We start from the raw sequence: 25,057 nt of genomic DNA, 5'->3' as shown, positions 1-25,057 counted from the left end.
CATGTCTTTGGAGCATACCATTCCCCTTGCCTACATGCTGCTTCGCGAAGCCCAGGTTGCGGACATTCCAGCTTATATGGAAGTCCGGTTTGCCGTGAAAGAAAACGTGCTCAACAACCGCAGTCTGGTGACCCACGCCGATAACGTGGACTACCTCACGCGCCGGGGCAAGGGCTGGGTGGCCGAAGCAGACGGCCGCATCGTGGGCTTCGCCATTGCCGATTTGCAGGACCACAGCATCTGGGCGCTGTTTGTACACCCCGACTACGACCGCCAAGGCATCGGCCGGGCTTTGCACGACACCATGCTGAACTGGTATTTCAGCCAAACCCAGGAGCCCGTGTGGCTGGGCACCGCGCCGGGCACCCGGGCCGAGGCGTTTTACCGGAAAGCCGGGTGGTGGGATTTGGGGTTGCGACCGAATGGCGAGGTAAAGTTTGAGATGACGGCGGCGGCCTGGCGAAAGCACTAAAGCCAACTTAAGCCAGCGGAGAACCCACGTGGCCCTTGCAACCGATGGCACGGCAAAGGGTTCCGCCCATCGGGGGCGGCACCCGGCTATGCAACTTGGCTTTCGCTAAATTGCAGCCCCAATTTTGGTCGAATACCCTTCAAGGTAATTTCATGCCCACCCCCGACTCCCAGAAACAAGGCCTTTTCCAGCAAGTGGCCGCGCAGTTGCAACAGCAAGGTTTCACCATTGCCCAGCAAGACCCCACGCGGCCCTGGGGCGGCTTTTTCGTGATTGACGAAAGCCAGGCCCAGCAATTTGCTGACATCTATTTCGATGGCTTGTCCGTCGACCATCTGCGCATTTCGGGCAAGCTGAGCCCCAAGGTGCTACTAGTGGCACCGCAGCAGCGGCTGAGCTGGCAGTACCACCACCGCCGCGCCGAAATCTGGCAGGTGGTGCAGGGCCCGGTGGGCGTGGCCACCAGCGAAACCGACGAGCAGGGCGAAGTGAAAACCCATCAGGTAGGCGAGCGCATCGTGCTGCGGCAAGGCGAGCGCCACCGCCTGGTGGGCCTCAAGGAATGGGGCGTGCTGGCCGAAATCTGGCAGCACACCGACGCCGACCACCCTTCGGACGAGGACGACATCGTGCGCGTGCAGGACGACTTCGGCCGCTAACAGTCGATGTTCTTTTGAAAAGAAAACCGGTCATGCTGAGCGCAGCCGAAGCATCTCTGCTGCTCAATTAATCTGCTTTAGTGTTGCGGTAGAGATGCTTCGGCTGCGCTCAGCATAACCGGTTAATTTTATTCGATTTCTCCGCTCGGCTTGGCTTTTTTCAGGGCGTCGGCCAGCGACTGCTGCAGCTTGGCGCCGGAGTCGGCGGGGGCTTGTTCGGTGATATTGTACTGCTTTTGCAGCCGTTCCCATTCGTCGAGGGGAATGAAAACGCCGGTTATTTTGCCTTTGTCGTCGGAGAGATATTTAATGTCCATGGCGGTTCGGGGTGAGATGAGAAAGCAACGAGAAAAAACTACTCGCCCGGATGATACGTTTTTTCGGCGTGGGCCTTCACATCTTCCGGGTAAAAGCGCACTTCTTTGAAGTGACCGTTGCCGTACAAACCGGCCTGGTCGGTGAAGTGCGGCGTGCCCGGCCGGCTGCTCTGCCCGCCCGTCACCACGGAGCGCGCCGAGAGGCGCGGCCCAAATTCCACCACCGCCACGAAGCTGTTGCCCACGTTGCCGTAGCGCTTTTTGGTGCCGGGGTAGGCCCGCGCCCCAAACGCGGCCAGCGAGCCCCAGGCCGATGACGTGAAGGCCACCGGCAGGCTGGGCTGCTGGTCGTCATAGGTTTCCTGCACCTTGCCGGTCAGGCGCTGGAAGCGGTTGATGTCGCCCCAGGGCGTTTTCCAAGTGCCAAAATCGCGGGTCAGGTCGTCCAGGGATTCGGTGAGGGCGGCCAGCTTTTCCGCGGGGCTGGTTTCGGCCAGCGCAAATTTGGTGAAGCTGATGTAGTCGAGCTGCGGCTGGGCGGCGGGCACGTGGGCGCGGGCCTTGGCCAGCAGCCGCTCGGCCCAGTAGGTGGCCACGGTCTGGGCCACGGAGGTTTGGCTGTAGTTGCGGTTCCAAGCGCGCAGCACCTGCACAGCTTCATCCAAAGCCGGCGCGGCAGCTTTTTCGGCCGAGGTGGGCTGGTAGGCCGTGAGCAGCGGCGGCAGCAGGTCGTCGAAGGCCGTGAGGTGCGGGTCGTCGGCGGCGGCAATCAGGGTGTCGAGATTGAAAACGGCTTTGCCGCTGAGCACGCGCACGGCATTGAGGCCGCGGTAGTTTTCGGCGTCGGGCGCCATGTACTTCGGGTATTTGGCGGCGGCCGGGCTGCTGCCGGGGCCCGAAACCGTAAACGGCGTCGAGTTGCAGTTCTGGATGAAGCCGCTGGCGGGGTTGTGCACCTGCACCAGCTCATTCACGGCGTGGAAGCCTTTCCACTCGGTGGCCGGGTTGCTGCCGTCCACGGGCTGGCTCCAGTCGAATGTGGGGTCGCGCCGGGGCATAAAGTTGCCGTGCCAGTAGGCAATGCTGCCCTTGCTGTCGGCAAAAACGGTGTTGTTCGAGGCGTTGCCGTTCAGCTTCATTACCTCCTGAAAGCCTGCGTAGTCGGTGGCCTTGGTGCGCAGGTACGACTGTTGCAGGGCGGCCAGCGGCTCGTTCATCATGCGCAGGGCCACCCATTGCTGGTCGGTTTTCTGGCCCACGATGGGGCCGTGGTGGGTGCGGTAAATGATGAATTCCCGGCGCAGCATCCGGTCGCCGTCGCGGTAGGACAACGACACTTTTTCCACCTGCACGGGCCGCAGCTTGCCGCCGTATTTGTAGAAAAACGCCCCGTTCTTCTTCTCAATGGCTTCCAGGTATTCGTCCATCGAGTCGGCTTGGCTGGAAGTGTGCATCCAGCCGCAGTGCTCATTAAAGCCCTGGTACACAAAAAACTGGCCCCAGGTCACGGCGCCGTAGGCATTTAGGCCCTGCTGGCTCACCATCTGCACCTCGGAGCGGAAGTAAAACGAGGTGTGCGGGTTGATGAGCAGCAGGGCGTGCCCGTTGGCCGTTTTGGCGGGCGCAATGGCAAAACCGTTGGAGCCGGTGGGCTCCCGGTCCTTCTTCTCGAAATCGGTATCAATCCACGAACTCGATTTCTTCTGGCTATAAAAAGCCTTCAGCCGCTCCGTGCTCACCACGCTGATGTTGCCGCCAATGCTCCCTTCGCTGAACATCAGCGGCATCCAGGGCTGGAAGCGGCGCAGCAGCTTGGGCCGCACGGTGGGGTGGGCGGCGAGGTAGTAGTTGGTGCCCGCCGCGAAGGCGTCGAGCAGCTTCTTCATCTCGGGCGGGGTTTTGCGGTAGATGGCCAGCGCCTGGGTGCTGTCCATGAACAAGCGGGCCCGCAAATCGTGGTAGAGCGCCGCTTCGCCGTCCACTTCGGCCTGGCGGCCAATGGCGTCGAGGTAATTGGCCTCTACGCGCTCAAAGTCGTCTTCGCACTGAGTGTAGAGCAGGCCAAACACGGCATCGGCGTCGGTTTTGCCATAGATGTGTGGCACGCCCCAGGTGTCGCGCGTGATGCTCACCTGCTGGGCCTGCTGCTTCCAGCGGGCCAGCTCCGGGGCCGTGAATTTCTGGGCCTGGGCGGCGCCGGCGGCCAGCAACGCCGGCAGGACTAGGGAATGGCAAAAGGAGAAAAAGCGCATGGCACGAAAGTAAATGGAAAAGCCCCGGCTGGTGGGCCGGGGCTTTTACAATAAACGTCATGCTTCGACTGCGCTCAGCATGACGTTCTAATCCGATGGTGTTCCCTATGCCGAGAACGACGAGCCGCAGCCGCAGGTGCTCTTGGCCTGGGGGTTGTTGAAGACGAAGCCGCGGGCGTTGAGGCCGTCCTGGAAGTCGACTTCCATGCCCAGCACGTACATAGCGTGCTTCTTATCCATGATGAGCTTGAGGCCGTCGAGGTCGTAGGTTTCGTCGGCGTCTTTTGCTTTGTCGAAACCCAACAGATAGCTCATGCCCGAGCAGCCGCCGCCCTGCACACCAATGCGCAGGCCGTAATCGGCCGGGACGTTCTTTTCCTGAATGATGTTTTTCACTTCGACCAGGGCGCGGTCGGTGAGGCTAATGGGGGCGAGGGTGGCAACAGCAGCCATGTGAAAGTCGATTTAAAGAGAGATGGATAGCAAAGATACGGCAGCCGGTCGTGGGTTGTGCGCGGTTGCTTCGGGGGGTAAACAGCAGTTGGGGGCCGGCGGTTCACGGCGTAAGTTTGCGGCCCAACGTGCAATCAGCCCGTCATGCAGAGCGCAGCGAAGCATCTTTACTGCTTCGTTGGTTCGTTATGAATTAGTAGTAGCAGGCAAGATGCTTCGCTGCGCTCTGCATGATGGACTAAGTATTTAAAATTATGGATTCGACCACCTATTTCTACGACCTACTCAAGATTATTCTGCCCGCCCTCATCGTGGCCGGCGCCATCTATTTTCTCTTCAAGGAGTTTCTGGAAAAAGAGCAGCAGCGTCGCCTCATCGAGCTGCGGCTCGAAAGCAATAAAACCACGCTGCCCCTGCGCCTGCAGGCCTACGAGCGCGCCATCCTGTTTCTGGAGCGCATCTCGCCCAATAATATTCTGGTGCGCCTGAGCAGCGCCGGCTCCACCGCGCCGGAGTTTCACCGGCTGCTGCAGCAGGAAATCCGCGCCGAGTACGAGCATAACCTTTCGCAGCAGCTCTACATCTCGGCCGATGCCTGGACGCTGGTGAAGGAGGCCAAAGAAAACGTACTCACGATGGTCAACCGCGCCTTTCACGGCATCCAGAACCCCGCCCAGGCCCGCGGCACCGAGCTGGCCAAACGCATTCTGGAAGGCCTGATGATGGACGGGGCTGAGCCCACGGCGCAGGCCATTGCAGTGGTGAAGAACGAGGCGGCGAGTTTGTTCTAGCGCTTGCGGCCTGCCCGTCATTGCGAGCGCAGCGCGGCAATCCTTCCCGTTCTCAGCGACAATTCCAATAATATAAAAAACCCCGACTCTGCGTAGAGCCGGGGCTTTTCAGTTTGTTGCATCTCAGGGTTGGTCGCACAGAGAGGAAGGATTTCCGCGCTGCGCTCGCAATGACCGACGAGGCAGACGTTTGCTACACTGCCGCGCTCACGGCCTCAATGGCGCGCTGGTAGCACTCCTCATAGCGCGGCACAATGTTCTCCACGGCAAACTCCTCGGCCCGGGCGCGGGCAGCCGCTTTGAAGCGCGGCAGGTTTTCGTCGTCGAGCACGTAGAGGGCGTTTTTGACCATGTCGGGCACTTCGCCGATGTCGCTAATCATGCCCGTCACGCCGTGCACGTTCAGCTCGGGAATGCCGCCGGCGTTGGTGCTCACCACGGGTACTTCGCAGGCCATGGCTTCGAGCGCGGCGAGGCCGAAGCTTTCGTTTTCGGAGGGCATCAGGAACAGGTCGCCCACGCTGAGGACTTCCTCTACGGCTTCGAGCTTGCCTAGGAAACGCAGGTCGCGGTGCACGTCGAGGTCGCGGGCCAGCTTTTCCATGCGGTTGCGGTCGGGACCGTCGCCCACCAGCAGCAGCTTGGCCGGAATCTGTTCGCGCACGCCCACGAAGATGCGCAGCACGTCTTCGACCCGCTTTACGGTGCGGAAGTTGCTGGTGTGGATGAGCAGCTTCTCGCCCTCGGGCGCAATGGCGGCCCGGAAATGGCTTTTTTCCTGCTTCCGGAAGCGGTGCAGGTCAATGAAGTTGGGGATGACGGTAATGTCTTTCTCAACCGCAAAGTACTGGTAGGTTTCGCGCCGCAAGTCATCGGATACCGACGTCACGCCGTCGCTCTGGTTGATGCTGAACGTGACCACCGGCTCGAAGCTGGAATCTTTGCCCACAAGGGTGATGTCGGTGCCGTGCAGCGTGGTCACCACCGGAATGTTGATGCCCCGCGAACGCAGAATCTGCTTGGCCATGTAGGCCGCCGAAGCGTGCGGAATGGCGTAGTGCACGTGCAGCACGTCGAGCTTTTCATTCTGCACGATGTCGACCATCTTGCTGGTCAGGGCCAACTCGTAGGGCGGGAACTGGAACAGGGGATAGGCCGGCACATACACCTCGTGGTAGAAGAGGTTTTCGTTGAAGAAGTCGAGCCGCACCGGCTGGCTGTAGGTGATGAAGTGGACGCGGTGGCCGCGCTGGGCCAAGGCCTTGCCCAGTTCCGTGGCCACCACGCCCGAGCCGCCAAACGTGGGATAACAAACGATGCCGATGTTCATAGAGGAGCTAACGCGAAAATGAGCTTCGCGTTTTGCCTAACCGGGAAAGGACCGAGATGTTAATGCGCACGCCAAACCGTGTGCAAATACAACATTCCGCTCGAATCGTCGCGGTTAACGGCCGCTGTCGGCCACCACCTTCGTGCCCGCCGCCATCGACTTGTAAATCACCTCGTGAATGCGCGTGCGGATGTTGTACTGGCGCAGCTTGTTGTTGCCGGCATCGGGGTACACGCGGTTGGAGAGGAAGACGTAGAGGATGTTGTTATCCGGGTCCATCCACACGCAGGTGCCCGTGAAGCCGGTGTGGCCGAAGGTGCTGGCCGGCGAAAGGTTGCTGGTGGGGCCTTCGGGTTTGCTGGGGTCGCCGTGGTCCCAGCCCAGGCCGCGGCGGCCGCCGTTCTGGGGCCGGGCAAACTCCGTCACCACCGGGTTCTGGAAGTAGCGGGTGCCGCCGTAATTGCCGTTTTGCAGGTTCATCTGCATGAGCACGGCCAGGTCGTTGGCGGTGGCGAAAAGGCCGGCGTGGCCGCCCACGCCGCCCACCAGGGCCGCGGTTTGGTCGTGCACGGTGCCCTGCAGCTGCTCGCGGCGGTAGTAGGTGTCCTTCTCGGTGGGCGCAATGCAGCTCTTGGGGAAGCGCTGCAGGGGGTTGTAGGTCATGCTGCCCAGGCCCAGCGGCCGGTAGAAGTTGTCCTGCAGGAAGTTCTCAATGGGCTGCTTCAGAATCTTCTCGCACACCCGCTTCATCACAATAAAGCTCAGGTCCGAGTACTCCGTGGGGTACTTCCCTTTCACCTTGGGCAGCAGGCCCGAGCGCATGGTCCAGGCCCAGACGGAGTCGTCGGCGGCTTTGGTACTGTACTCGCCGGGCGCCACTTCGTTGGGAAAGTCGTCGGAGCGGATGCTGGCGTAGAAGGTCGGCTTGAGCTGGCCGTCGCGCATGGTGCGCTCCCAGGTCGGGATGCCCGGCTTGAGGCCGGCTTGGTGCAGCAGCACGTCGCGCACGGTCATGTCGCGCTTGTTGGTGCGCGCCAGCTCGGGCAGGTAGGTGGCCACTTTTTCTTCAATATTCAGCTTGCCTTGGTCCTTGAGGTACATCACGGCCTGCAGCGTGCCGGCCACTTTCGTCACCGAGGCCAGGTCGTACAAGGTGCTGCTGGTCACGGGCTGAGACTGGTCGTAGGTGCAGTAGCCGTAGCTCTGGTCAAACACCACCGTGCCGTTTTTGGCCACCAGCACCTGGCAGCCGGGGGCGGCGGCGTAGGTCTGGCTTTCGAGGGCAATGTTGTCAATCTGGGCCAGTACGCGGGAGCTCAGGCCCTGGCTTTCGGGGGCGGCGTAGCGCAGGCGGTGCAGGTCGGGGGTGGCAAGGCCGGTGGTTACGCGCATGGTGGGCGACACCGTGACGGGCAGCTTGCCCCGCGCCGGCAGCGCGCCAAACAGCACCTGCGGCACCACCAGCTGCGCGGCGTAGTGGTCTTCGTAGCCGCACACCAGCGTGCGGGCGTCTTCCAGAAATTTCAGCGAATAAGCGTTGCCCATGGCCACCACCACGGTCTTGAAGCCCTTATTGGCTTCGAGCTGCTTGATAAATTTTAATGCCCCGTCGCCGATGCCGTAGCTGTGGCTGGGCGTGTTGTTCATCTGGTGCAGGCTCACCACCACCACGTTGTAGCCCGTGAGGCGGCTCGCAATGCGGGCAAAGGTGCTGTCCGGGGCGTAGCGGTCGGGCACAGCGTACACCGGGCCGGGCTGGTACTTGTTGAAAATGGTGGCATACGGCCCTTCGGCCTGCGTGCCGATGGTGATGGCCGCAATGCGCAAGGTGTCGAGCCGTTGGAAGGGGAGGAGCTTGTCGTCATTCTTCACCACCGTCACGGCGTGCTCGAAAATATTCTGGGCCAGCACTTTGGTGTATGGCTGGTTCAGGCTGTCGCGCAGCGTGGTGAGGCGCGCCGGCTTGTAGTTGGCCAGGCCGGCCCAGTACTTGGCGCGCAAAATCTTTTTGATGCGCAGGTCCAAATCTTCCTGTTTCAAGGCGCCATTGGCCGCTGCCTCCTGAATGCGCTTGAGCGCGGCCGGCACATCTTCCGAAAACAGCAGCACGTCGTTGCCGGCGGCCAGGGCCATGGCGTCCAGCTCGCCGTCTTTGTAGAGCTTGCTCACGCTCTTCATGTTGAGCGCGTCGGTGAAAACCAGGCCCTTAAAGCCCATCTTGTCCTTGAGCAAGTCCGTCACCAGGGCCCGCGACAGCGTGGTGGTTTTGGCGTTGGTCGTGTCGAAGAGCGGCATGTAGAGGTGGGCCACCATCACGCCCATCACGCCGGCCTCAAACGACTGCTGAAACGGCACCAGGTCGACTTTTTGCAGCCGGGCCAGGTCGGTGTTGATGACTGGCAGCGACACGTGCGAGTCGGTGTCGGTGTCGCCGTGGCCGGGAAAGTGCTTGGCCACGGCCATGACGCCGGTTTCCTGCAAGCCCTTGATGTACTGAATGCCCAGTGCGCCCACCCGGTTCTGGTCTTCGCCAAACGAGCGGTTGCCGATGACGGGGTTGCCGGGGTTGGAGTTCACGTCAATCACCGGCGCGAAGTCGATGTGCACGCCCAGGGCGCGCATCTTGCGGGCAATGTCGCGGCCCATTTGGTACACCAGTTTGGGGTCGTCCATGGCGCCCAGCGTCATTTGCTTGGCGTAGTGGGCCGAGGAGTCGAGGCGCATGTCGAGACCCCATTCGGCGTCCATGGCAATGAGCAGGGGCACCTTGGCGGCGGCCTGCAGGCGGTTGGTCATCAGGGCCTGGCGCTTGGGGCCGCCCTGCAGAAACATCACGCCGCCAATGTTTTGGTTGCGCACCAGGCGCTCGATGCGCTCCACGTGGCTGCGGTCCTTGTTGGAGTAGGCGGCCACCATGAAGAGCTGGCCCAGGCGCTGCTCGGGCGTGAGCGAGTTGAACACGCTGTCGACCCAGGCCATCTCCTTGGGCGACGCCGGCAGCGGGTCGGCGGGCAGCTTTTTTACTTCCGAAAACGACAGCAGAAGGCCCGCGGCCAGCAGCAAAGCGGCCAGGCTCAGCTGAAGGGGGATGCGCAGGAGCCCCATGGAGTGATTGGGTTGGTTCAAGAGGCAAACGGGCCGCGGGGGCCGTACTTTTGTCGTGGGTAGCAGCGGAACCCGCCGGCCGGGTTTGGAGGTTCCAAACGAAGCCGGCTGCGGCTTGAAATACCCCCGGCACTGCCGGAAAATTTCAAGCTGGAACTCCGCTATTTAGCCGCGAAGGTACGCAGAAAACCCCGTCGAGGGTTTACAACGTGTTCGGTTTCCGGTTATTGCCGGGCACGTTTTCGCTTGTCTGCGTGCCCGTTAGCGCAGCTACGCTCTTTTCTCTCTACCCGCCATCTGACTTTCGAAATGCCCGATATCATCCACCTGCTTCCCGAGTACCTCGCCAACCAGATTGCGGCCGGCGAAGTGGTGCAGCGCCCTGCCTCGGTGGTGAAGGAGCTGCTGGAAAACGCCGTCGACGCCGGTGCCACCCAGGTGCAACTCATTGTGAAAGAAGCCGGCAAGCAGCTCGTGCAGGTCGTCGACAACGGCGCCGGCATGAGCCCGACCGACGCCCGCATGAGCCTGGAGCGCCACGCCACCAGCAAAATCCGCTCGACCGAAGACCTGTTCAAAATCCGCACGCTGGGCTTCCGGGGCGAGGCCCTGGCCAGCATCGCGGCCGTGGCGCAGGTCGAAATCCGTACCAAGCAGCGCGACCAGGACACCGGCACGCTGCTGCTGGTGGAAGGCTCGCAGGTGACCAGCCAGCAGCCCACCGCCTGCCCCGACGGCACCAGCATTGCGGTCAAAAACCTGTTTTTCAACGTGCCGGCCCGGCGCAACTTCCTCAAGAGCAATGCCGTGGAAATGCGGCACATTCTGGATGAGTTTCAGCACGTGGCGCTGGCCAACCCGCAGATTGCCTTCTCGCTCTACCAAAATGAGCTGGAGGTATTTGGGCTGCCGGCCGGCAAGCTCAGCCAGCGCATCGTGGCCTTGCTCGGCAACGGCTACAAGGAGCAGTTGGCGGCCTGCGAGGAGGTGACGCACTCCATTTCGGTGCGCGGCTTCGTGGGCAAGCCTGAGTCTAGCAAGAAAAGCCGGGGCGACCAGTTCTTCTTTGTCAACAACCGCTTCATTCGCTCCGCCTACCTCAACCACGCCGTGCTGGCGGCTTACGAGGGCCTGCTGGCCCGCGACACGCACCCGTTTTACGTGCTGTTTCTGGAGCTCGACCCCAAGGCCATCGACATCAACGTGCACCCCACGAAGACGGAAATAAAGTTTGAGGACGAGAAAACCGTCTACGCCGTGGTGCGCGCCGCCGTGAAACAAAGCCTGGGCATCCACAACATCGCGCCGTCGCTGGACTTCGACGGCGACGTGAATTTTGCGCCCATCCGGCCGCTGCGGGCCGGCAAAGGCACCGGCGACGTGCCCACCACCACCGACGACCACCTGCCGGCCGCTACGCCCGCCGCCCGGGCCGCCGCCCGGGCCGCCGCCAGCCCCGACGCCTACCGCCCCGATGCCCTGGCCGCCGCAGCTTCCGCCGCCACCCGCAGTCCCGCCGCCAACAGTTCCGGCTTCTCCAACTTCTCGCCCGAAGTGCGGCGCGACGGCTACGAGCGTGGCCTGCCGCCCCGCCCCACCGAGCAGGCCCGGCGCGAGCTGGAAGCCTTTTACCGCGAACTGGGCCAGCCCGTGCGCGACGACCAAACGGTGGGCGCCGACAACCCCATCGCGCGCAGCTTCGAGGCCGATGTGCCAGCGGAGGCAGCGGCTGCGGCCCCGGCGGCCGGCACCAACGATTTTACGCTCGGGCTCAGCATGCCCGAAGCCTCGCCCGCCACGCCGGCGCCGGCCCGCGAAGGCGGCCCGGGCAGCCGCGCCGTGCAGGTGCAGCAGCGCTTTGTGCTGGTGCCCGTGAAGTCGGGCGTGCTGCTGATTGACCAGGAAGCCGCCCGCGAGCGGATTCTGTACGAGCAATACCGGCAGGAGCTGAGCCGCGCCGTGGGCACCTCCCAGACGCTGCTGTTTCCGCGCACGGTCACGTTTTCGCCGGCCGACTTTGCCGTGCTGCGCGAGCTCACCGAGCCACTGCACGCGCTGGGCTTCATCTTCGTCGAGTTTGGGCCCAACGCCATTGCCGTGGAAGCCATCCCGGCCGGCATGCCGCCCCAGAACGAGAAGGAGCTGCTGGAAAGCCTGATTGAGCAGTTCCGCACCGCCGCCGGGCCGCTCAAGCTCGACCAAAGCGAAAGCCTGGCCCGCGCCCTGGCCCGGCGCGTGGCCGCCAGCACGGCCGCCACGCGCTTGCCCGAGGCCGAGCTCCAAGCCCTCGCCGACCGCCTGTTCGCCTGCCAGACCCCCGGCTACACCCCGGACGGCCGCAAAACCCTGGTGCTGCTCGACGGGCAGCAGCTGGCCGATTTTTTCCGTAAGTGAGCCCCGGCCGCGCGGCTTGCGCGACACCCCATCTTCCCTACATGTTCAACCTGACCCCCACCGTTCGTAACCTGCTGATTGCGAACATCGCGTTTCTGCTGGCCCAGATGAGCCTGCTGCCGCTCCTCACCCAAATTGGCAGCTTGTACCCTATCGGCTCGCCGTATTTTTTTCCCTGGCAGTTCTTCACTTACATGTTCCTGCACGCCGGCTGGGGGCACTTGTTTTCCAATATGTTCGGCTTGATTTCGTTCGGGCCGCTGCTGGAGCAGCGCTGGGGGCCGTCGCGCTTCCTCACGTTCTGGCTGATTTGCGGGGTGGGCGCGGGCCTGCTCTACGAAGGCGTGCGCGGCTACGAGATGTACAAAATGGAACAGGCACGACAGGAATTTCACCAAGCGCCTTCCGGGCCTGAATTTGCCAATTTCTTCCGTTCCTATTTCCCCGATGCCACCGGCTACGAGACCCTGGCCGGCGCCCTGCAGCGCAACCCGCAAAACCAGGAATATATCAGCGCCGCCACCAGCGCCATTGATGGCGCGGTGGAGGAAACCCGCAATTCGCGCGGCGGCGGCATGGTAGGAGCCTCGGGCGCGCTGTTCGGTTTGCTGTTCGCCTTCGCCTACCTCTTTCCGAACACCGAGCTCATGCTGCTGTTCTTTCCCTTTCCCATCAAAGCCAAGTACTTCGTGGGTCTCTACGCCCTGTACGAACTCTACAGTGGCGTGCACCGCGTGCCCGGCGACAACGTGGCCCACTTTGCGCACCTCGGCGGCTTGCTGATTGGCTTTCTGGTGGTGAAATTCTGGGAAGGCGGCCGCGAGCGGTTTTATTAGCCGCGGGCTGAAAAATCGGTCTTTTCATTGTCACTATCTGCCGGCGAAATCCGTTGCAGCTGTATAATTCCCGACTCGTGCCATGAGCATTGTTCAAGACATCCGTAATGCCTTTAGCCGCCGCGACAACGCGCTTATGCAGCTTATTCTGCTGAATGTGATTGTGTTTGCCGCGCTCATCGTGCTGCGGGCCATTCTCACGCTAAGCAGCGCCGCCGGGTATTACCCCGTGGTGATGCGGCAGCTGGAGCTGTCGTCGTCGCTGCCCGTGCTGCTGCGCCACCCCTGGACGCTGCTGACCTACGCCTTCTGCCACCAGGAATTCTTCCACATCCTGTTCAACCTGCTGAACCTCTACTGGTTTGGGCAGCTGGTGCGCGAGTACCTCGGCGACCGGCGCCTGGTGAGCATCTACGTGCTGGGCGCCCTGGCCGGAGCCGCCGTCTTTCTGCTGAGTTTCAATTTGCTGCCCGTGTTTCAGCCGGGCGTGGGCACGCCCATGATTGGGGCTTCGGCGGCCGTCACGGCCATCATCGTGGCCGGCGCCACGCTGCTGCCCGACTACACCTTCATGCTCATCCTCATCGGCCCGGTCAAGATTAAGTGGATTGCGGCCGTGGTGGTGCTCATTTCGCTGGCCGGCGTGAACGGTGGCAACCCCGGCGGCGAAATTGCCCACCTGGGCGGCGCCCTGCTGGGCTTCGTGTTCATCAAGCAGCTGCAGGCCGGCCGCGACCTGGGCCGCCCGGTGCAGGCCGTGGGCAATTTCTTTAGCAACCTCACCCACCGCCAGCCGGCCATGCGCGTGAGCACCCCGCGCCGCGCCGAGCCGGTGGCCGCCACCTCCGCCAGCGGCGGCAAAAAGCCCGCCGCGGCCAACCAGCCGCTGCAAGACGAAATCGACCTGATTCTGGACAAGATTTCGCGCTCGGGCTACGAAAGCCTCTCGAAGGAAGAGAAGCAGAAGCTATTCCGGGCCAGCCAGCAGTAGGGTCTTCCTAATCTAAAAGATTCAAAGTCCGCATCCCGTTTAGAAACTACGCTCGTAGCTAATGGCGGGCAGAATGGGAAACAAGCTCAGCTGGTACAGCTGCTTTTGCTGGGCCGCGTCGAGGCTGTAGTAGATGTAGTACGGGTTGTTGCGGCTGTACGCGTTGTAGGCCCCCACGCGCCAGATGCGCTCCCCGTGCCGGACGGTCTTGGTGAAGGTGGCTCCGATGTCGAGGCGATGATAGGCGCGCATGCGGAAACTGTTTTTGGCGCCGTACAATTCTGCTTCCTGGTAAAAATACCGGTCTTTGGCCACGTTGGAAGGCAGCTCCTGCCCGTAGCTCTGCTCCACCACGTTGTAGTTGGCTTCGGCCAGCGTCAGGGCGTTGCCGGTGCCGTACACCCACGTGGCCGACAGGGTGATGCGCGGGCGCAACTGGTAGATGAGCACCACCGACGCGTCGTGGCGGCGGTCGAACTTGTAGGGGTACCACTGGCCGCCGTTCAGTTGGTTGAACTGCCGTTCGTTGCGGGCCAGGGTGTAGCCCACCCAGCCCGTGAGGCGGCCCGTTTTCTTTTGCACCAGCAGCTCAAGGCCTTGCACCTGCCCGCGGCCCCCGGTCACCACTTTGTCCTGCCAGTCCTGGGAGCTGTTGTAAAACGTGGCGTCCTCCCGAAACTCAATCAGGTCGCGCAACGATTTCTGAAAGGCTTCGACACTGATTTCTACACCCCAGGCGGCCACGGTGTGGGCCACGCCCACCGCTACCTGCCGGGCGCGCTCCGGCGCAATGCGCGCCGTGGCCGGCACCCACAGGTCGGTGGGCAGCCCGGCCCCATTGTTAGACAACAGGTGCAGGTACTGCTGCATGGTTGAGAACGAAGCCTTTAGCGCGGTGTGCTCGCCCACCAGATAGGTGGCCAGCACGCGGGGCTGCACCCCGCCGAAGGTCTGGCCGTTTACCGAATACGCCACGGCCCGCAGGCCCACGTTGGCAGAAAGCCGCGTCGTGAGCCGGATTTCGTCTTCGGCGTACACCACGCCTTCGCGCGCGGCCACGCGCCGGCTGCCGAAGGCGGTGTCCACGGCGGCCGTATTGCTACTGGTGGTAAAGGAGTTGACGCCGGGCGTGAACACGTGGTGCACGGCCGTGGCCCCAAACCGAATCTGGTGCGCCGGGCTGGGGTAGTAGTCAAAATCAGCTTTCACTTGCACGTCCTGCACCCCAGAGGCAAACAGGGCTTCGCTGTCTTCGCTGCGCTGCGCCGGCGAATCGTCCTCGGAATGGTAGGACTGACCATTTTCGTACCGAAACCGCGTAGCAGCCAGCGTTACGTTGCCGAACAGCCGGGGCGAAAACTGCCGGTTCCAGCGCACCGACCCCAGGGCGTTGCCGTAGCGCAGGTTGCTCTCGCCCTGGTACCGAAAATCGCCCTTGGGGTTGGCAATGGTTTGCGGCTTTTGGGTGAGAAAAAGCCGGTCGCCGCCCAGGTACACGGCCGCAAACACCTGGTCGCGGGCCGTGAGCTGGTGGCTGACTTTCAGGCTGGCGTCGTAGAAGGAGTAACCCACCACGCTGTTGCCGCCCGACGAAAGCCGGCTCGCCACCCGCGAAAACAAGTCCAGATTGCCGCGCCGCGCCGACACGAGAAACGTGGTTTTGCCGTTCGGCAGCGGGCCTTCCAGCGAGAAGTGCGTGGCCAGCACGCCCAGGCCCGCGTTGCCGCTCAGGCGTTGCTTGTTGCCTTCCTTGAGACGCACGTCGAGCACCGAAGACAGCCGCCCGCCGTAGCGCGCCGGAAAACCGCCCTTCAGCAGCCGCACGTCGCTGATGGCGTTGGCGTCGAACATCGACAGAAAGCCGCCGATGTGGCTCACGTAGTAAATGGGCACGTCGTCGAGCAAGGTCAGGTTCTGGTCGGGCGAGCCGCCACGCACGTACAGAGCCCCACTGCCCTCGCGGCCCGACTGCACGCCGGGCATCAGCTGGAAGGCGCGCAGCACGTCGGGCTCGCCGAGAAGGGCCGGCAGCTGGCGCAGCTGGCTCACCGGAATCTGCAGGGTGCTCATTTCCACGCGGCGTTCCAGCGGGGCGTCCACCTGGCCGGTCACCTGCACGTCCTGCAACTGGTTGTCGGCCGTTAGGGCGAAGGACTGCGCCGTGGTCTGGCGCCCGGCCAGGGTCACGGTGGCCCGTTGGTAGCCCAGGTAGCTGGCCGTAAGGGTCAGGGAATCCTGGGGCGCCAGGGTCAGGGAATAAAACCCGGCGGCATTGGTGGCGGTGCCGGTTTGGCCGCCGGCCACGTACACGGCCGCGCCCAGGAGCTTTTCACCCGTGCGGGCGTCCTGCACAAAGCCACTGACCGTGACCCGCGCGGCCTTTTGGCCCCGGGCCGCTGGCGCAATAAAACACAAGGCCGCGGGTAGCAGCAAAAACCAGTTGTTGCGGGACGCCGTGGCCATGTTAGCGCAAAGGGAGGGTCACCGACCGGGAAGCGTAGCCCACCACCACCCCGTAGCCCCCGTTCACGTTGGAATACATGGCGCTGGGGTCGCCCAGAAAAAGCAGTTGGTTCAAATCGTAGGTGTCGCCTTTGCCGCCTTGGTTGAAGAGGTGCCGCGTCCAGCTTTTGCGGTACTGGTAATAGGCGCGGCTGACCGCCCGCAGCACGAGGCGCGGGGGACGCGTGAAGGGAACCCCGTTGCTTGTTCCGCCATTCGTTGGGTGAAAGGAAGCCCGTAGCTCGAACGGCATGCCGTTGAACAGCTTATCCGAAAACACCAGCGACTTGGGGTTGAGCTCACTGTCGTCCTCGGCCGTGATGGCCGCATTGCCGCGTGGGTCCAGCGTAATGAACTGGCTTTCCTGATACCCGCTGATTTCGTAATAGTTGGCGGTCGCGGCCGGGTCATCGAACCGCACCACCACGGTTCCCAGCAGCTCCCGGTTGCGGTCGGTACCGGTAGGAAACGAGAACCAGGCGTCTCGGATGGGCACCGCCACCGGCACCGTGTCCGTGATATGCCGCATAAAAAAGTTAAGTGCCCTTGTTGAAGGGCAAACCAATTCGTTTTTTTAAAACAGCGGCCCCGCTGTTGCAATACATTTCCCAAAGCAAACGGGCCGCCCTGCGCAATGCAAGGCGGCCCGAAAGCGGCAACTGCCGAAACCTTGGTGGCTTTACGCCGGCTGGGCGCTGCCCATCTTGTCCAGCGCGTCCATCACCTCTTTCACGTGGCCGCGCGAGGTTTCCAGCAGTGCTTTCTCTTCGTCGTTGAGCTGCAATTCAATCACGCGCTCCACGCCGTTTTTGCCCAGAATAACGGGGGCGCCCAGGTACACGCCGTTGATGCCGTACTCGCCCTGCAGCTGCAGGCACACGGGGAACACGCGGCGCTGGTCGCGCACGATGGCTTCCACCATTTGGGCCGCGGCCGCACCGGGCGCGTACCAGGCCGAGGTGCCCATGAGCTTCACCAGCTCGCCGCCGCCCACGGCGGTGCGCTGCACAATGGCGTCAAGCTCGGCCTTGCCAATGAGTTCCGTAACGGGGATGCCGCCCACGGTGGTGTAGCGGGGCAGGGGTACCATGGTATCGCCGTGGCCGCCCATCAGCACGGCCTGGATGTCTTTGGGGCTCACGTTCAGGGCCTCGGCCAAGAAAGCGCGGTAGCGGGCCGTGTCGAGAATGCCGGCCATGCCGAACACCTTTTCGCGGGGCAGCTTCGAGGTGAGGTGGGCCTGGTAGGTCATCACGTCGAGCGGGTTGCTCACCACGATGATGATGGCGTTGGGGGAGTGGGCCACCACCTGCTCGGTCACCGATTTCACGATGCCGGCGTTGATGCCAATCAGGTCGTCGCGGCTCATGCCGGGCTTGCGGGGCAGGCCCGAGGTAATCACCACCACTTCCGAGCCGGCCGTGCGGGCGTAGTCGTTGGTCACGCCCACGGTGCGCGAGTCGTAGCCGATAATCGGGGCTTTCTGCCAGATGTCGAGGGCTTTGCCTTCGGCGATGCCTTCCTTGATGTCAACCAGAATTACTTCGTTGGCAATTTCACGGGTGGCGAGCACATCGGCGCAGGTTGCGCCCACGTTGCCGGCTCCGACTACGGTAACTTTCATAAGAGGGGGATTGGGAGGGTTGGAGTTTCGCGGGTAAAAGTACGGCCCCGGCTGAAACTACCGAACCTGTAGCGTGGACTCTGCGCGTCTGTACTTGAAATTAATCGGCCACGCGACGCGCGGACTCGCAGAGTCCACGCTACATCCGCTGCACGGTCAGGACCCGCTCGGTGGCGTCTTCCACTTTAAACCGGTCGTCGACGCGCCAGCCCACCACCCAGCAGATTTTGCCGTCGGCCGAGGTCAGCACCCGCACGTCGTCTTTCAGGTTCAGCGGCACTTTCTGGTCGATGAGAAAGTCGCTGAGCAGCTTTTTGCCTTTCATGCCCAGCGGCATAAACCAGTCGCCTTCCTGCCACTTGCGCAGCGTGAGCGGGAATTTTAGCTTATCGGCATCGAGGGCCGCCGTGCTTTTGGAGCGCGGAATGATGAAGTGCCGGGCGTCGTCGTGCAGTTCGGCTTTCAGGCGCATGCCGTCGGCCAGCAAGTCCGTTTGCCCGGCTGCCAGCTGGAACGTGCCGAACTGCGACGTGCGCCGCGGCGTGATGACCAGATGCTCCCGGTCCTTCACCAGCCGGTGCGTGGGCGAGTCGAACCGCCGGCCTGACTCGCCGGGAAAAGCCGCCACAATGTCCTTCACCACCAGCCACGAAAAACCGAATGGGCGCAGGATTTCGTGCAGCACCAGCGCGGTGGCGGCCGTTTTTTGCAGCGTGACGATGTTTAAATACGTCACTTCGGCCTCGTCGCGGCGGGCCTGGGCGGCGATGTCTGCCACGTAGCGGCGCACGATTTCCTCGGCCCCGCCCACGCGCTCGGCGGTGCCGGCTATGGTTTCGTCCAGGTTGGGGTTGATTTCGCGCAGTACGGGCAGCACTTCGTGGCGCAGCAGGTTGCGCTGGTACACGGGGCTGTCGTTGCTGTCGTCTTCGCGCCAACGCAGGCCGCGCTCCACCAGGTAGTCGTGCAGGTCGTCGCGGCCCACGCCCAGCAGCGGGCGCACCACGTGGCCGTTTTTCACCTGAATGCCGTGCAGGCCGGCCAAGCCGGTGCCGTGCGTCAGGTTCAAAATCATGGTTTCGGCCTGGTCGCGCTGGTGGTGGGCGGTGGCCACGTAGGCCAGGTCCTGCGCTTGGCGCACCTGCTCAAACCAGCGGTAGCGCAGCAGGCGGGCCGCCATCTGGGTCGAAATGCCTTCCTGCCCGGCAAAGGCTTTGGTCTGGAAAAACTCGGCGAAGTAGGGGAGGCCGTACTGCTTGGCCAGCTTGCGCACAAACTGCTCGTCGGCGTCGGCGTCTTCGCCCCGCAGCCCGAAATGGCAGTGCGCCACCGCCACCTGAACCCGCAGCCGATGCAAAATGTCTAGCAATACCACCGAATCCAGCCCGCCGCTGACGGCCACGAGGATGGGGTCGTTCTCAATCGAAAACAGGTTGTGCTCCTCAATGAAGCGGCGAACGGTATCGAGCATGGGTAGCAATAATGAGTAAAAAGGCGGTCATGCTGAGCGCAGCCGAAGCATCTCTACCGCGCAACGCAATTATTTACTGCTGCGGTAGAGATGCTTCGGCTGCGCTCAGCATGACGTTCTGAATAATGAAGTCCAGCAGCATGCCCTACGGACACTACCACGCAAAGATGGCCGTTAGCGCGGGCCCCGTCCGTACCTTTACCCCCTGAATGTTTCCTTCTCGCGTCTTTTTTCTTCTGCTGTTGCTGTTGCCGCTGCTTGGGCAGGCCCAGCGTCCCACCCCGCCGCCCGGCCCCGGCGCGCCCATCCCGGTTACCAGCGGCTCCACGGCGGCCCCGAAGCCGGGCGCTCAGGGCTCGCCCATCAAGCTCCTGACCACCGAGCAGCTGGTGGGCGGCATTTTTAACGGCGTGAAAATTCGCAAGCTGCTGGGCAACGTCAGCTTTCAGCAGGACGACGTGTTTCTGTACTGCGATTCGGCCTATCAATACATCGAGAAAAACCAGGTCGAAGCCTTTAGCAACGTGCGCGTGGTGCAGAGCGACACCATGACCATCACCGGCGACCACGGCTTCTACGACGGCACCAAACGCACGGCCCGCATGACCGGCAACGTGGTGATGCGCGACACGCGCATGACCCTCACCACCCCGACCCTCGACTACGACCTAAACCGCAAAACGGCTTCCTACACCGAAACCGGCCACCTCACCGACCCGCAAAATACCCTCGACAGCCAGCAGGGATTCTATGACACCAACACCAAGGTGTTCGTGTTCAAGCGCAACGTGCACCTCGTCACGCCCGACTCGGAGCTGAACAACGACACGCTGCGCTACAACACCATCAGCAAAATCGCCTACTTCAACGGCCCCACCCGCATCAAGGGCAAGCAGGGCAACCTCTACGCCGAGGGCGGCACCTACAACACCATCACCCGCGTCTCAAACTTCAAGAAAAACGCCAAAATCGACACGCCCAACTACCTGCTGGGCGGCGACCAGCTGGTGTACGACGAGGTGAAGCAGTACGGCGTGGCGAAAGGCCACGTCTCGCTCATTTCCAAAAAAGACAACCTGACCCTGCGCGGCGACCAGGGCAAGTACTGGCGCGCCCTGGGCCGCACCAAGCTCTACGGCGGCCGGCCGGTGGTGCGCAACATTGGCAGCCAGAAGGATACCTTGTACATGGCCGCCGACACGCTCATCAGCATTGAGGCCCGGCCCGGCCAAACCACCACGCGCACCGTGCTCTACGCCTACCCGAAGGTGCAGATTTTCCGCGGCAACATGCAGGGCATCTGCGACTCGCTGACGTACGACCGGCAGGACAGCATCATCTACCTCAACCAGGACCCGGTGCTGTGGCAGGCCAAAAACCAGCTCACCTCCGACTCGATGCAAATCCGCTCGAAGCGCGGCAAAGTGGACGAGATGCGCCTCTACGGCAACGCCTTCGCCGTGAACCAGGACACGCTGCTGAACTTCAACCAGACCAAGGGCCGCACCATGATGGCCTACTTCCGCGACAACCAGCTGCGGCGCGTGGACGTGCTCGGCAACGCCGAAAGCATCTTTTATGCCCTGGACAACGACACCGCCACCACCGGCATGAACCGCGTGCTCTCGGCCAACATGCGGCTGCTGTTTCTGGCCAGCAAGCTCAACAAAATCACTGTCCTCGCCAACCCCGAAGCCAGGTTCATTCCGCCTCACGAGCTCAAGCCCGACGACGAGCGCCTGAAGGGCTACAAATGGCGCCTTTCGGAACGCCCCACCCGCCGCCAGGTGTTGGGCAAGCAGTTCGATGACCGGCCGGTGAAGCGCAAGCCCGCCACGAGAAAGGCAAAAACCACCAAGCGCGCTCCGGCCAGTAAGAATAAGTCGACGCCGAAAAAAACATCTCCTAAGCCGTCCGCCCCACCCAAAGCCCCGGCGCCGGCCGCCGCCAAAGCACCCGTGGCGGCGCCCGCCGCGCGGCGCTAGCTGCAACCATTGGCCCGGGCCCGGCACTCTTGCTGCGGGCGGGCCAGCCGGAGTGGGCGCCGCGTTTGCCTTCGCCGGCTCAATTCGTTACCTTTGCACCCCTTATGCCGATTTCCCGCCTCACGGTTCTGTTTCTGCTCGTTAGCACGCTCGTTCTGGGTTCCTGCGCCAGCGGCTACCAAAAGTTGCTGAAAAGCACCGACGTCAACAAAAAGTACGAAGCCGCCGTGCAGTACTACGACAAGGGTGACTTTTTCCGGGCCGGCACGCTGCTCGAAGACCTCATCCCGCTGCTGAAAGGCCGCCCCGAGGCCGAAAAAGCGCAGTTTTACTTCGCCAACACCAACTACAAGCAGCGCAACTACGTGCTGAGCGCGTTCTATTTCAAGCAGTTCATCGACACGTATCCGAACTCGGACTACGCCGAAGAAGCCACTTTCCTGAACGCCAAGTCGCTGTTTCTGGACTCGCCGGGCTACGAGCTCGACCAGACCAACACGGTGTCGGCCCTCGAATCCATCCAGGATTTCCTGAACCGCTACCCCGAAAGCAAGTTCAAGGCCGAAACCGAGAGCATGTCGCAGGAGCTGCAGAAAAAGCTGGAGAACAAGGCGTTTGAAAGCGCCCGGCTCTACTTCCAGCTGCGCTACAACCAAGCGGCGGTGGTGGCCCTCACCAATTTTCAGCTGCAATATCCGGCTTCGGCCTTCGCCGAGCAGGCCGCCTTCCTGCGCCTCAACGCCCAGTTTGCCTGGGCCCAGGAAAGCATCGAATCCAAGCAGCGCGAGCGGTACCTGGAAGCGGTAAGCTTCTACCAGCAGTTCATCGACGCCTATCCCAAAAGCAAGAACCTTAAGGCCGCCCAGGACATGTTCGATGTCAGCCAGGCCCAGATTGCCCGGCTCAAGCCCACGCCCACCGCGGCCGCCAATTAATTCGTAATCCATTCAGCCCATGAAACCCAATCCCAACACCCCGTCGAGCTCCATCGTGACGCGCAACATCGCCGACATCACCGGCGACAACGGCAACGTGTACGAGGCCATCGCCGTGATTTCCAAGCGCGCCAACCAACTGTCGGTGAAGCTGAAAGAAGAGCTGAACGACCGCCTGGCCGAGTTCGCTTCCACGGTCGACAACCTGGAAGAAGTGTTCGAGAACCGCGAGCAAATCGAGGTTTCCAAGCAGTACGAGCGCATGCCCAAGCCCACCAGCCTCGCCATTGAGGAGTTCTTGCAGGGAAAAATCGCCTACACCACGCCCGAGCCGGAAGAAGTGCCGATTCCCCGCGAGCTGTTCTAAGCGACTCCTGAGCAGAGCCTGAACGTCCAGACAAAGAACGTCATGCGGAACGCCGCCGAAGCAGCTCTGCCGCGCCGCTTGTCATGTTGAGCGCAGCGAAACATCTTATCAGGTCAGAACTCATGCGTTCGACGGTGAGAAGATGCTTCCTTCGTCAGCATGACAAGCGGCGCGGCAGAACTGCTTCGGCGGCGTTCCATATCACGTTCTTTTGCTAAAAAACTGCCCATGCCCGAACCCGCCGCAAACAGCCCCCTCCACGGCCGCCGCGTCCTGCTGGGCGTGAGCGGCAGCATCGCCGCCTACAAAGCCGCGCCGCTCACCCGCCTGCTCGTGAAGGCCGGGGCCGAAGTGCAGGTGGTGCTCACCGAAGCTGCGGCTGCGTTTGTGACGCCGCTCACGCTGGGCACCCTTTCCAAAAAGCCCGTCCTAACGGGCTTTTTGCGTGATGCGGCCGCTGGCGAGTGGCACAACCACGTGGAGCTGGGCCTCTGGGCCGATGCGCTGCTGATTGCGCCCTCCAGCGCCAACACCATCGGCCAGCTGGCCAATGGCTTGTGCCCCAACCTGCTGTGCGCGGTATACTTGTCGGCCCGCTGCCCGGTGTTTTTGGCCCCGGCCATGGACGTGGACATGTTTGCCCACCCGGCCGTGACGCAGAACCTGGCCCGGCTGCGCAGCTTTGGCAACCACGTCTTCGACTCGCCCAGCGGCGAACTGGCCAGCGGCCTCAGCGGCCACGGCCGCATGCTGGAACCGGAAGACATTGTGGCGGAGCTGGAACGCTTTTTTGGCGATTTGCAGGCCAAGTAAAACCATAACGAACGTCATGTCGAGCTGGTCGAGGCATCTCGCATGTGGTAGTAATTCTTTTCTTGCGATTGGATTGCCACTGCACGCGAGATGCTTCGACCAGCTCGACATGACGTTCTTTGATTTTCTCTAAGAACAAACATGCGCGTCCTCCTCACCGCCGGCCCCACCTACGAACCCCTCGACCCCGTGCGCTTCCTCGGCAACCGCTCGACGGGCAAAATGGGCTACGCGCTGGCCGAGGCTTTTGCTGCGCAGGGTGCGCAGGTGGTGCTCATCAGCGGGCCCAGCACCTTGCCCGACCCGGTCGATGAACGCATTGAAACGGTGCGGGTTGAAACGGCTGCCGAAATGTTTGCGGCGGCAGCGGCAGCGGCCGAAACCGCTGATATCTGGGTATTTGCCGCGGCTGTGGCCGACTACCGCCCGGCCCGGGTGGCGGCCGAGAAGATTAAAAAATCGGGCGATACGCTCACGCTGGAACTGGTGAAAAACGTCGACATCGCCGCCACGCTCGGCCAGCGCAAGCGGGCTGAACAATTTGCGGTCGGTTTTGCGTTGGAGACTACGAACGAGTTGGCTCACGCCCGGGACAAGTTGCACCGCAAAAACTTCGACCTCGTCGTGCTGAATTCGTTGCGCGACGCGGGCGCCGGTTTTGGCCACGACACCAACAAGGTGACCGTGCTGGATGCCGCCGGCCAAATCGTTAATTTTGAGTTGCAGTCCAAAGCCGACGTGGCCCGCGGACTGGTAAGCCTGATTCTGGCCCGCCGGGCCGCCACCCATTGATGACCATGTTGCGAAAATTCCTCGCCGTCCTGCCGATACTCGTTTTGCTGCTGGCCGGCCCCGCGGCCCGCGCCCAGGAGCTGCTGGCCGAAGTGACGGTGAGCGCCGAAAACGTGACCATTTCGGACCCCACCCTCATCACGCAGATGCAGAAGGACATCCGCGAGTTCCTCAACAACCGCGCCTGGACCACCCAGCCCTACGCCGACAACGAGCGCATTCGCCTGCGCATGTTCATCGGCATCACCACCATTCCGCAGAACGGCACCTACAACTGCATCATGCGCCTGGTGTCGACGCGGCCGGTGTACGGCACGGGTTACGAAACCAACGTGGTCAGCATCAACGACAAAGGCTTTAACTTTAATTACTCGCCGCAGATGTCGCTGCGCTTTTCGCCCAACAGCTTCGACTCCAACCTGGCGTCGTTGCTGGGATACTACGCCTACCTCGTCATCGGCATGGACCACGACACGTTCAGCAAGCTCGGCGGCACGCCGTACTACGAGCTGGCCCGCAACATCGTCAACTACTCGGCCAACCAAACCAATACCAATGAGCCCGACGAAGGATGGCGCGGCACGGGTTCGCGCGAGCGACACGTCTTGCTCGACAACCTGACCGACCCGCAGTTTGAACCCCTGCGTACGGGCTTGTATAATTATTACCGCCAGGGCATGGATGTGTTCATCGAAAAGCCCGAGGAAGCCCGTACCTCGATAATGACCGCCCTCACCGGCATTCAAAAAGTTGCCATCACGCGGACCGGGGCATTCATTTTCCGAGCCTTCTTCGATGCCAAAGCCGAGGAGATTTCCAATATTTTCCGCACCAGTCAGGACCAGGCCCAAAAGCAGCAGCTCGTGGCCATGCTCACCGAAGTAGACCCCGGCAATTCGGCCAAATACCAATTGGTGCTGAAATAAGGGCTGAAATTCAGAATAATCCGAATAAAAAAACGTCTTGCT

Annotated in this window: 21 protein-coding genes; 12 read left to right on the top strand and 9 right to left on the bottom strand. The window is 62.3% G+C overall.

Annotated features, from left to right (window positions below):
* Positions 1-34 precede the first annotated feature (34 nt).
* Positions 35-472: a GNAT family N-acetyltransferase gene (locus I2H31_RS13525; RefSeq protein ID WP_196293572.1), complete on the top strand. Its 438-nt coding sequence runs from the start codon at positions 35-37 to the stop codon at positions 470-472.
* A 152-nt stretch (positions 473-624) separates the two neighbouring features.
* Positions 625-1,131, top strand: coding sequence for a cupin domain-containing protein (locus I2H31_RS13520; protein ID WP_196293571.1), 507 nt, complete (start codon positions 625-627; stop codon positions 1,129-1,131).
* 128 nt (positions 1,132-1,259) lie between these two features.
* Here the strand turns inward: I2H31_RS13520 and I2H31_RS13515 are convergent, their stop codons facing one another.
* From I2H31_RS13515 to I2H31_RS13505, 3 genes are all read right to left on the bottom strand, one after another.
* Entirely contained in the window at positions 1,260-1,448 is a 189-nt protein-coding gene (locus I2H31_RS13515) for a hypothetical protein (RefSeq protein ID WP_196293570.1), read from the bottom strand.
* A gap of 38 nt (positions 1,449-1,486) precedes the next feature.
* On the bottom strand, positions 1,487-3,700 hold the full coding sequence (locus tag I2H31_RS13510; protein WP_196293569.1) for a penicillin acylase family protein: 2,214 nt from the start codon (positions 3,698-3,700) through the stop codon (positions 1,487-1,489).
* A gap of 105 nt (positions 3,701-3,805) precedes the next feature.
* Positions 3,806-4,153 (bottom strand): HesB/IscA family protein, encoded by a 348-nt coding sequence (locus tag I2H31_RS13505; RefSeq protein WP_046243208.1) that lies wholly within the window; start codon positions 4,151-4,153, stop codon positions 3,806-3,808.
* Positions 4,154-4,407: 254 nt separating this feature from the next.
* Between I2H31_RS13505 and I2H31_RS13500 the strand changes: the two genes are divergently transcribed.
* Positions 4,408-4,944, top strand: coding sequence for a DUF7935 family protein (locus I2H31_RS13500; RefSeq protein WP_190923096.1), 537 nt, complete (start codon positions 4,408-4,410; stop codon positions 4,942-4,944).
* A 193-nt stretch (positions 4,945-5,137) separates the two neighbouring features.
* Here the strand turns inward: I2H31_RS13500 and bshA are convergent, their stop codons facing one another.
* Positions 5,138-6,274: an N-acetyl-alpha-D-glucosaminyl L-malate synthase BshA gene (gene bshA / locus I2H31_RS13495; RefSeq protein WP_196293568.1), complete on the bottom strand. Its 1,137-nt coding sequence runs from the start codon at positions 6,272-6,274 to the stop codon at positions 5,138-5,140.
* A 114-nt stretch (positions 6,275-6,388) separates the two neighbouring features.
* Positions 6,389-9,379, bottom strand: coding sequence for a glycoside hydrolase family 3 N-terminal domain-containing protein (locus I2H31_RS13490; protein ID WP_230687768.1), 2,991 nt, complete (start codon positions 9,377-9,379; stop codon positions 6,389-6,391).
* Positions 9,380-9,688: 309 nt separating this feature from the next.
* On the opposite strand from I2H31_RS13490, the gene mutL reads away from it, so the two are divergent.
* The 3 genes from mutL (at position 9,689) to I2H31_RS13475 (ending at position 13,600) form a co-directional block, all read left to right on the top strand.
* Positions 9,689-11,773 carry a DNA mismatch repair endonuclease MutL gene (mutL, locus tag I2H31_RS13485; RefSeq protein WP_196293567.1) on the top strand — a complete coding sequence of 695 codons (2,085 nt, stop codon included), beginning with the start codon at positions 9,689-9,691 and terminating at the stop codon, positions 11,771-11,773.
* A gap of 41 nt (positions 11,774-11,814) precedes the next feature.
* On the top strand, positions 11,815-12,609 hold the full coding sequence (locus tag I2H31_RS13480) for a rhomboid family intramembrane serine protease (RefSeq protein WP_196293566.1): 795 nt from the start codon (positions 11,815-11,817) through the stop codon (positions 12,607-12,609).
* Positions 12,610-12,691: 82 nt separating this feature from the next.
* Positions 12,692-13,600 carry a rhomboid family intramembrane serine protease gene (locus I2H31_RS13475; protein WP_196293565.1) on the top strand — a complete coding sequence of 303 codons (909 nt, stop codon included), beginning with the start codon at positions 12,692-12,694 and terminating at the stop codon, positions 13,598-13,600.
* Positions 13,601-13,639: 39 nt separating this feature from the next.
* On the opposite strand, the gene I2H31_RS13470 is transcribed toward I2H31_RS13475, so the two are convergent.
* The 4 genes from I2H31_RS13470 to tilS form a co-directional block, all read right to left on the bottom strand.
* Positions 13,640-16,063: a TonB-dependent receptor gene (locus I2H31_RS13470; protein ID WP_196293564.1), complete on the bottom strand. Its 2,424-nt coding sequence runs from the start codon at positions 16,061-16,063 to the stop codon at positions 13,640-13,642.
* A 1-nt stretch (position 16,064) separates the two neighbouring features.
* Positions 16,065-16,631: a DUF4249 family protein gene (locus I2H31_RS13465; RefSeq protein ID WP_196293563.1), complete on the bottom strand. Its 567-nt coding sequence runs from the start codon at positions 16,629-16,631 to the stop codon at positions 16,065-16,067.
* A gap of 150 nt (positions 16,632-16,781) precedes the next feature.
* Positions 16,782-17,726 carry a malate dehydrogenase gene (mdh, locus tag I2H31_RS13460; RefSeq protein WP_196293562.1) on the bottom strand — a complete coding sequence of 315 codons (945 nt, stop codon included), beginning with the start codon at positions 17,724-17,726 and terminating at the stop codon, positions 16,782-16,784.
* A gap of 139 nt (positions 17,727-17,865) precedes the next feature.
* Positions 17,866-19,197, bottom strand: a complete 1,332-nt coding sequence (tilS, locus tag I2H31_RS13455) for a tRNA lysidine(34) synthetase TilS (protein ID WP_196293561.1) — start codon at positions 19,195-19,197, stop codon at positions 17,866-17,868.
* Between the two features lie 209 nt (positions 19,198-19,406).
* On the opposite strand from tilS, the gene I2H31_RS13450 reads away from it, so the two are divergent.
* The 6 genes from I2H31_RS13450 (at position 19,407) to porD (ending at position 25,015) form a co-directional block, all read left to right on the top strand.
* Complete coding sequence (locus I2H31_RS13450) at positions 19,407-21,182, top strand: OstA-like protein (protein ID WP_196293560.1); 1,776 nt, start codon at positions 19,407-19,409, stop codon at positions 21,180-21,182.
* A gap of 104 nt (positions 21,183-21,286) precedes the next feature.
* The gene (locus I2H31_RS13445; protein WP_196293559.1) at positions 21,287-22,117 is read left to right on the top strand and encodes an outer membrane protein assembly factor BamD; all 831 of its coding nucleotides are present in this window, start codon (positions 21,287-21,289) and stop codon (positions 22,115-22,117) included.
* Between the two features lie 19 nt (positions 22,118-22,136).
* Positions 22,137-22,484, top strand: coding sequence for a DNA-directed RNA polymerase subunit omega (locus I2H31_RS13440; protein ID WP_190923106.1), 348 nt, complete (start codon positions 22,137-22,139; stop codon positions 22,482-22,484).
* A gap of 228 nt (positions 22,485-22,712) precedes the next feature.
* Entirely contained in the window at positions 22,713-23,297 is a 585-nt protein-coding gene (locus I2H31_RS25655) for a flavoprotein (protein WP_196293558.1), read from the top strand.
* Positions 23,298-23,438: 141 nt separating this feature from the next.
* Positions 23,439-24,089 carry a phosphopantothenoylcysteine decarboxylase domain-containing protein gene (locus I2H31_RS25650; protein WP_196293557.1) on the top strand — a complete coding sequence of 217 codons (651 nt, stop codon included), beginning with the start codon at positions 23,439-23,441 and terminating at the stop codon, positions 24,087-24,089.
* A gap of 5 nt (positions 24,090-24,094) precedes the next feature.
* Entirely contained in the window at positions 24,095-25,015 is a 921-nt protein-coding gene (gene porD / locus I2H31_RS13425) for a type IX secretion system protein PorD (RefSeq protein WP_196293556.1), read from the top strand.
* Positions 25,016-25,057: the final 42 nt, after the last annotated feature.

The sequence above is a fragment of the Hymenobacter ruricola genome, assembly GCF_015694525.1.
GTDB lineage: Bacteria > Bacteroidota > Bacteroidia > Cytophagales > Hymenobacteraceae > Hymenobacter > Hymenobacter ruricola.
The sequence above is the reverse complement of the archived record's forward strand: the minus strand, read 5'-3'. Positions and strand labels throughout refer to the sequence as shown.

Excerpts from the sequence above, each read along its gene's own strand:
- I2H31_RS13525 (WP_196293572.1), top strand. The coding sequence starts at position 35 with ATGCTGCTTCGCGAAGCCCAGGTTGCGGACATTCCAGCTTATATGGAA.
- I2H31_RS13520 (WP_196293571.1), top strand. The coding sequence starts at position 625 with ATGCCCACCCCCGACTCCCAGAAACAAGGCCTTTTCCAGCAAGTGGCC.
- I2H31_RS13515 (WP_196293570.1), bottom strand. The coding sequence starts at position 1,448 with ATGGACATTAAATATCTCTCCGACGACAAAGGCAAAATAACCGGCGTT.
- I2H31_RS13510 (WP_196293569.1), bottom strand. The coding sequence starts at position 3,700 with ATGCGCTTTTTCTCCTTTTGCCATTCCCTAGTCCTGCCGGCGTTGCTG.
- I2H31_RS13505 (WP_046243208.1), bottom strand. The coding sequence starts at position 4,153 with ATGGCTGCTGTTGCCACCCTCGCCCCCATTAGCCTCACCGACCGCGCC.
- I2H31_RS13500 (WP_190923096.1), top strand. The coding sequence starts at position 4,408 with ATGGATTCGACCACCTATTTCTACGACCTACTCAAGATTATTCTGCCC.
- bshA (WP_196293568.1), bottom strand. The coding sequence starts at position 6,274 with ATGAACATCGGCATCGTTTGTTATCCCACGTTTGGCGGCTCGGGCGTG.
- I2H31_RS13490 (WP_230687768.1), bottom strand. The coding sequence starts at position 9,379 with ATGGGGCTCCTGCGCATCCCCCTTCAGCTGAGCCTGGCCGCTTTGCTG.
- mutL (WP_196293567.1), top strand. The coding sequence starts at position 9,689 with ATGCCCGATATCATCCACCTGCTTCCCGAGTACCTCGCCAACCAGATT.
- I2H31_RS13480 (WP_196293566.1), top strand. The coding sequence starts at position 11,815 with ATGTTCAACCTGACCCCCACCGTTCGTAACCTGCTGATTGCGAACATC.
- I2H31_RS13475 (WP_196293565.1), top strand. The coding sequence starts at position 12,692 with ATGAGCATTGTTCAAGACATCCGTAATGCCTTTAGCCGCCGCGACAAC.
- I2H31_RS13470 (WP_196293564.1), bottom strand. The coding sequence starts at position 16,063 with ATGGCCACGGCGTCCCGCAACAACTGGTTTTTGCTGCTACCCGCGGCC.
- I2H31_RS13465 (WP_196293563.1), bottom strand. The coding sequence starts at position 16,631 with ATGCGGCATATCACGGACACGGTGCCGGTGGCGGTGCCCATCCGAGAC.
- mdh (WP_196293562.1), bottom strand. The coding sequence starts at position 17,726 with ATGAAAGTTACCGTAGTCGGAGCCGGCAACGTGGGCGCAACCTGCGCC.
- tilS (WP_196293561.1), bottom strand. The coding sequence starts at position 19,197 with ATGCTCGATACCGTTCGCCGCTTCATTGAGGAGCACAACCTGTTTTCG.
- I2H31_RS13450 (WP_196293560.1), top strand. The coding sequence starts at position 19,407 with ATGTTTCCTTCTCGCGTCTTTTTTCTTCTGCTGTTGCTGTTGCCGCTG.
- I2H31_RS13445 (WP_196293559.1), top strand. The coding sequence starts at position 21,287 with ATGCCGATTTCCCGCCTCACGGTTCTGTTTCTGCTCGTTAGCACGCTC.
- I2H31_RS13440 (WP_190923106.1), top strand. The coding sequence starts at position 22,137 with ATGAAACCCAATCCCAACACCCCGTCGAGCTCCATCGTGACGCGCAAC.
- I2H31_RS25655 (WP_196293558.1), top strand. The coding sequence starts at position 22,713 with ATGCCCGAACCCGCCGCAAACAGCCCCCTCCACGGCCGCCGCGTCCTG.
- I2H31_RS25650 (WP_196293557.1), top strand. The coding sequence starts at position 23,439 with ATGCGCGTCCTCCTCACCGCCGGCCCCACCTACGAACCCCTCGACCCC.
- porD (WP_196293556.1), top strand. The coding sequence starts at position 24,095 with ATGTTGCGAAAATTCCTCGCCGTCCTGCCGATACTCGTTTTGCTGCTG.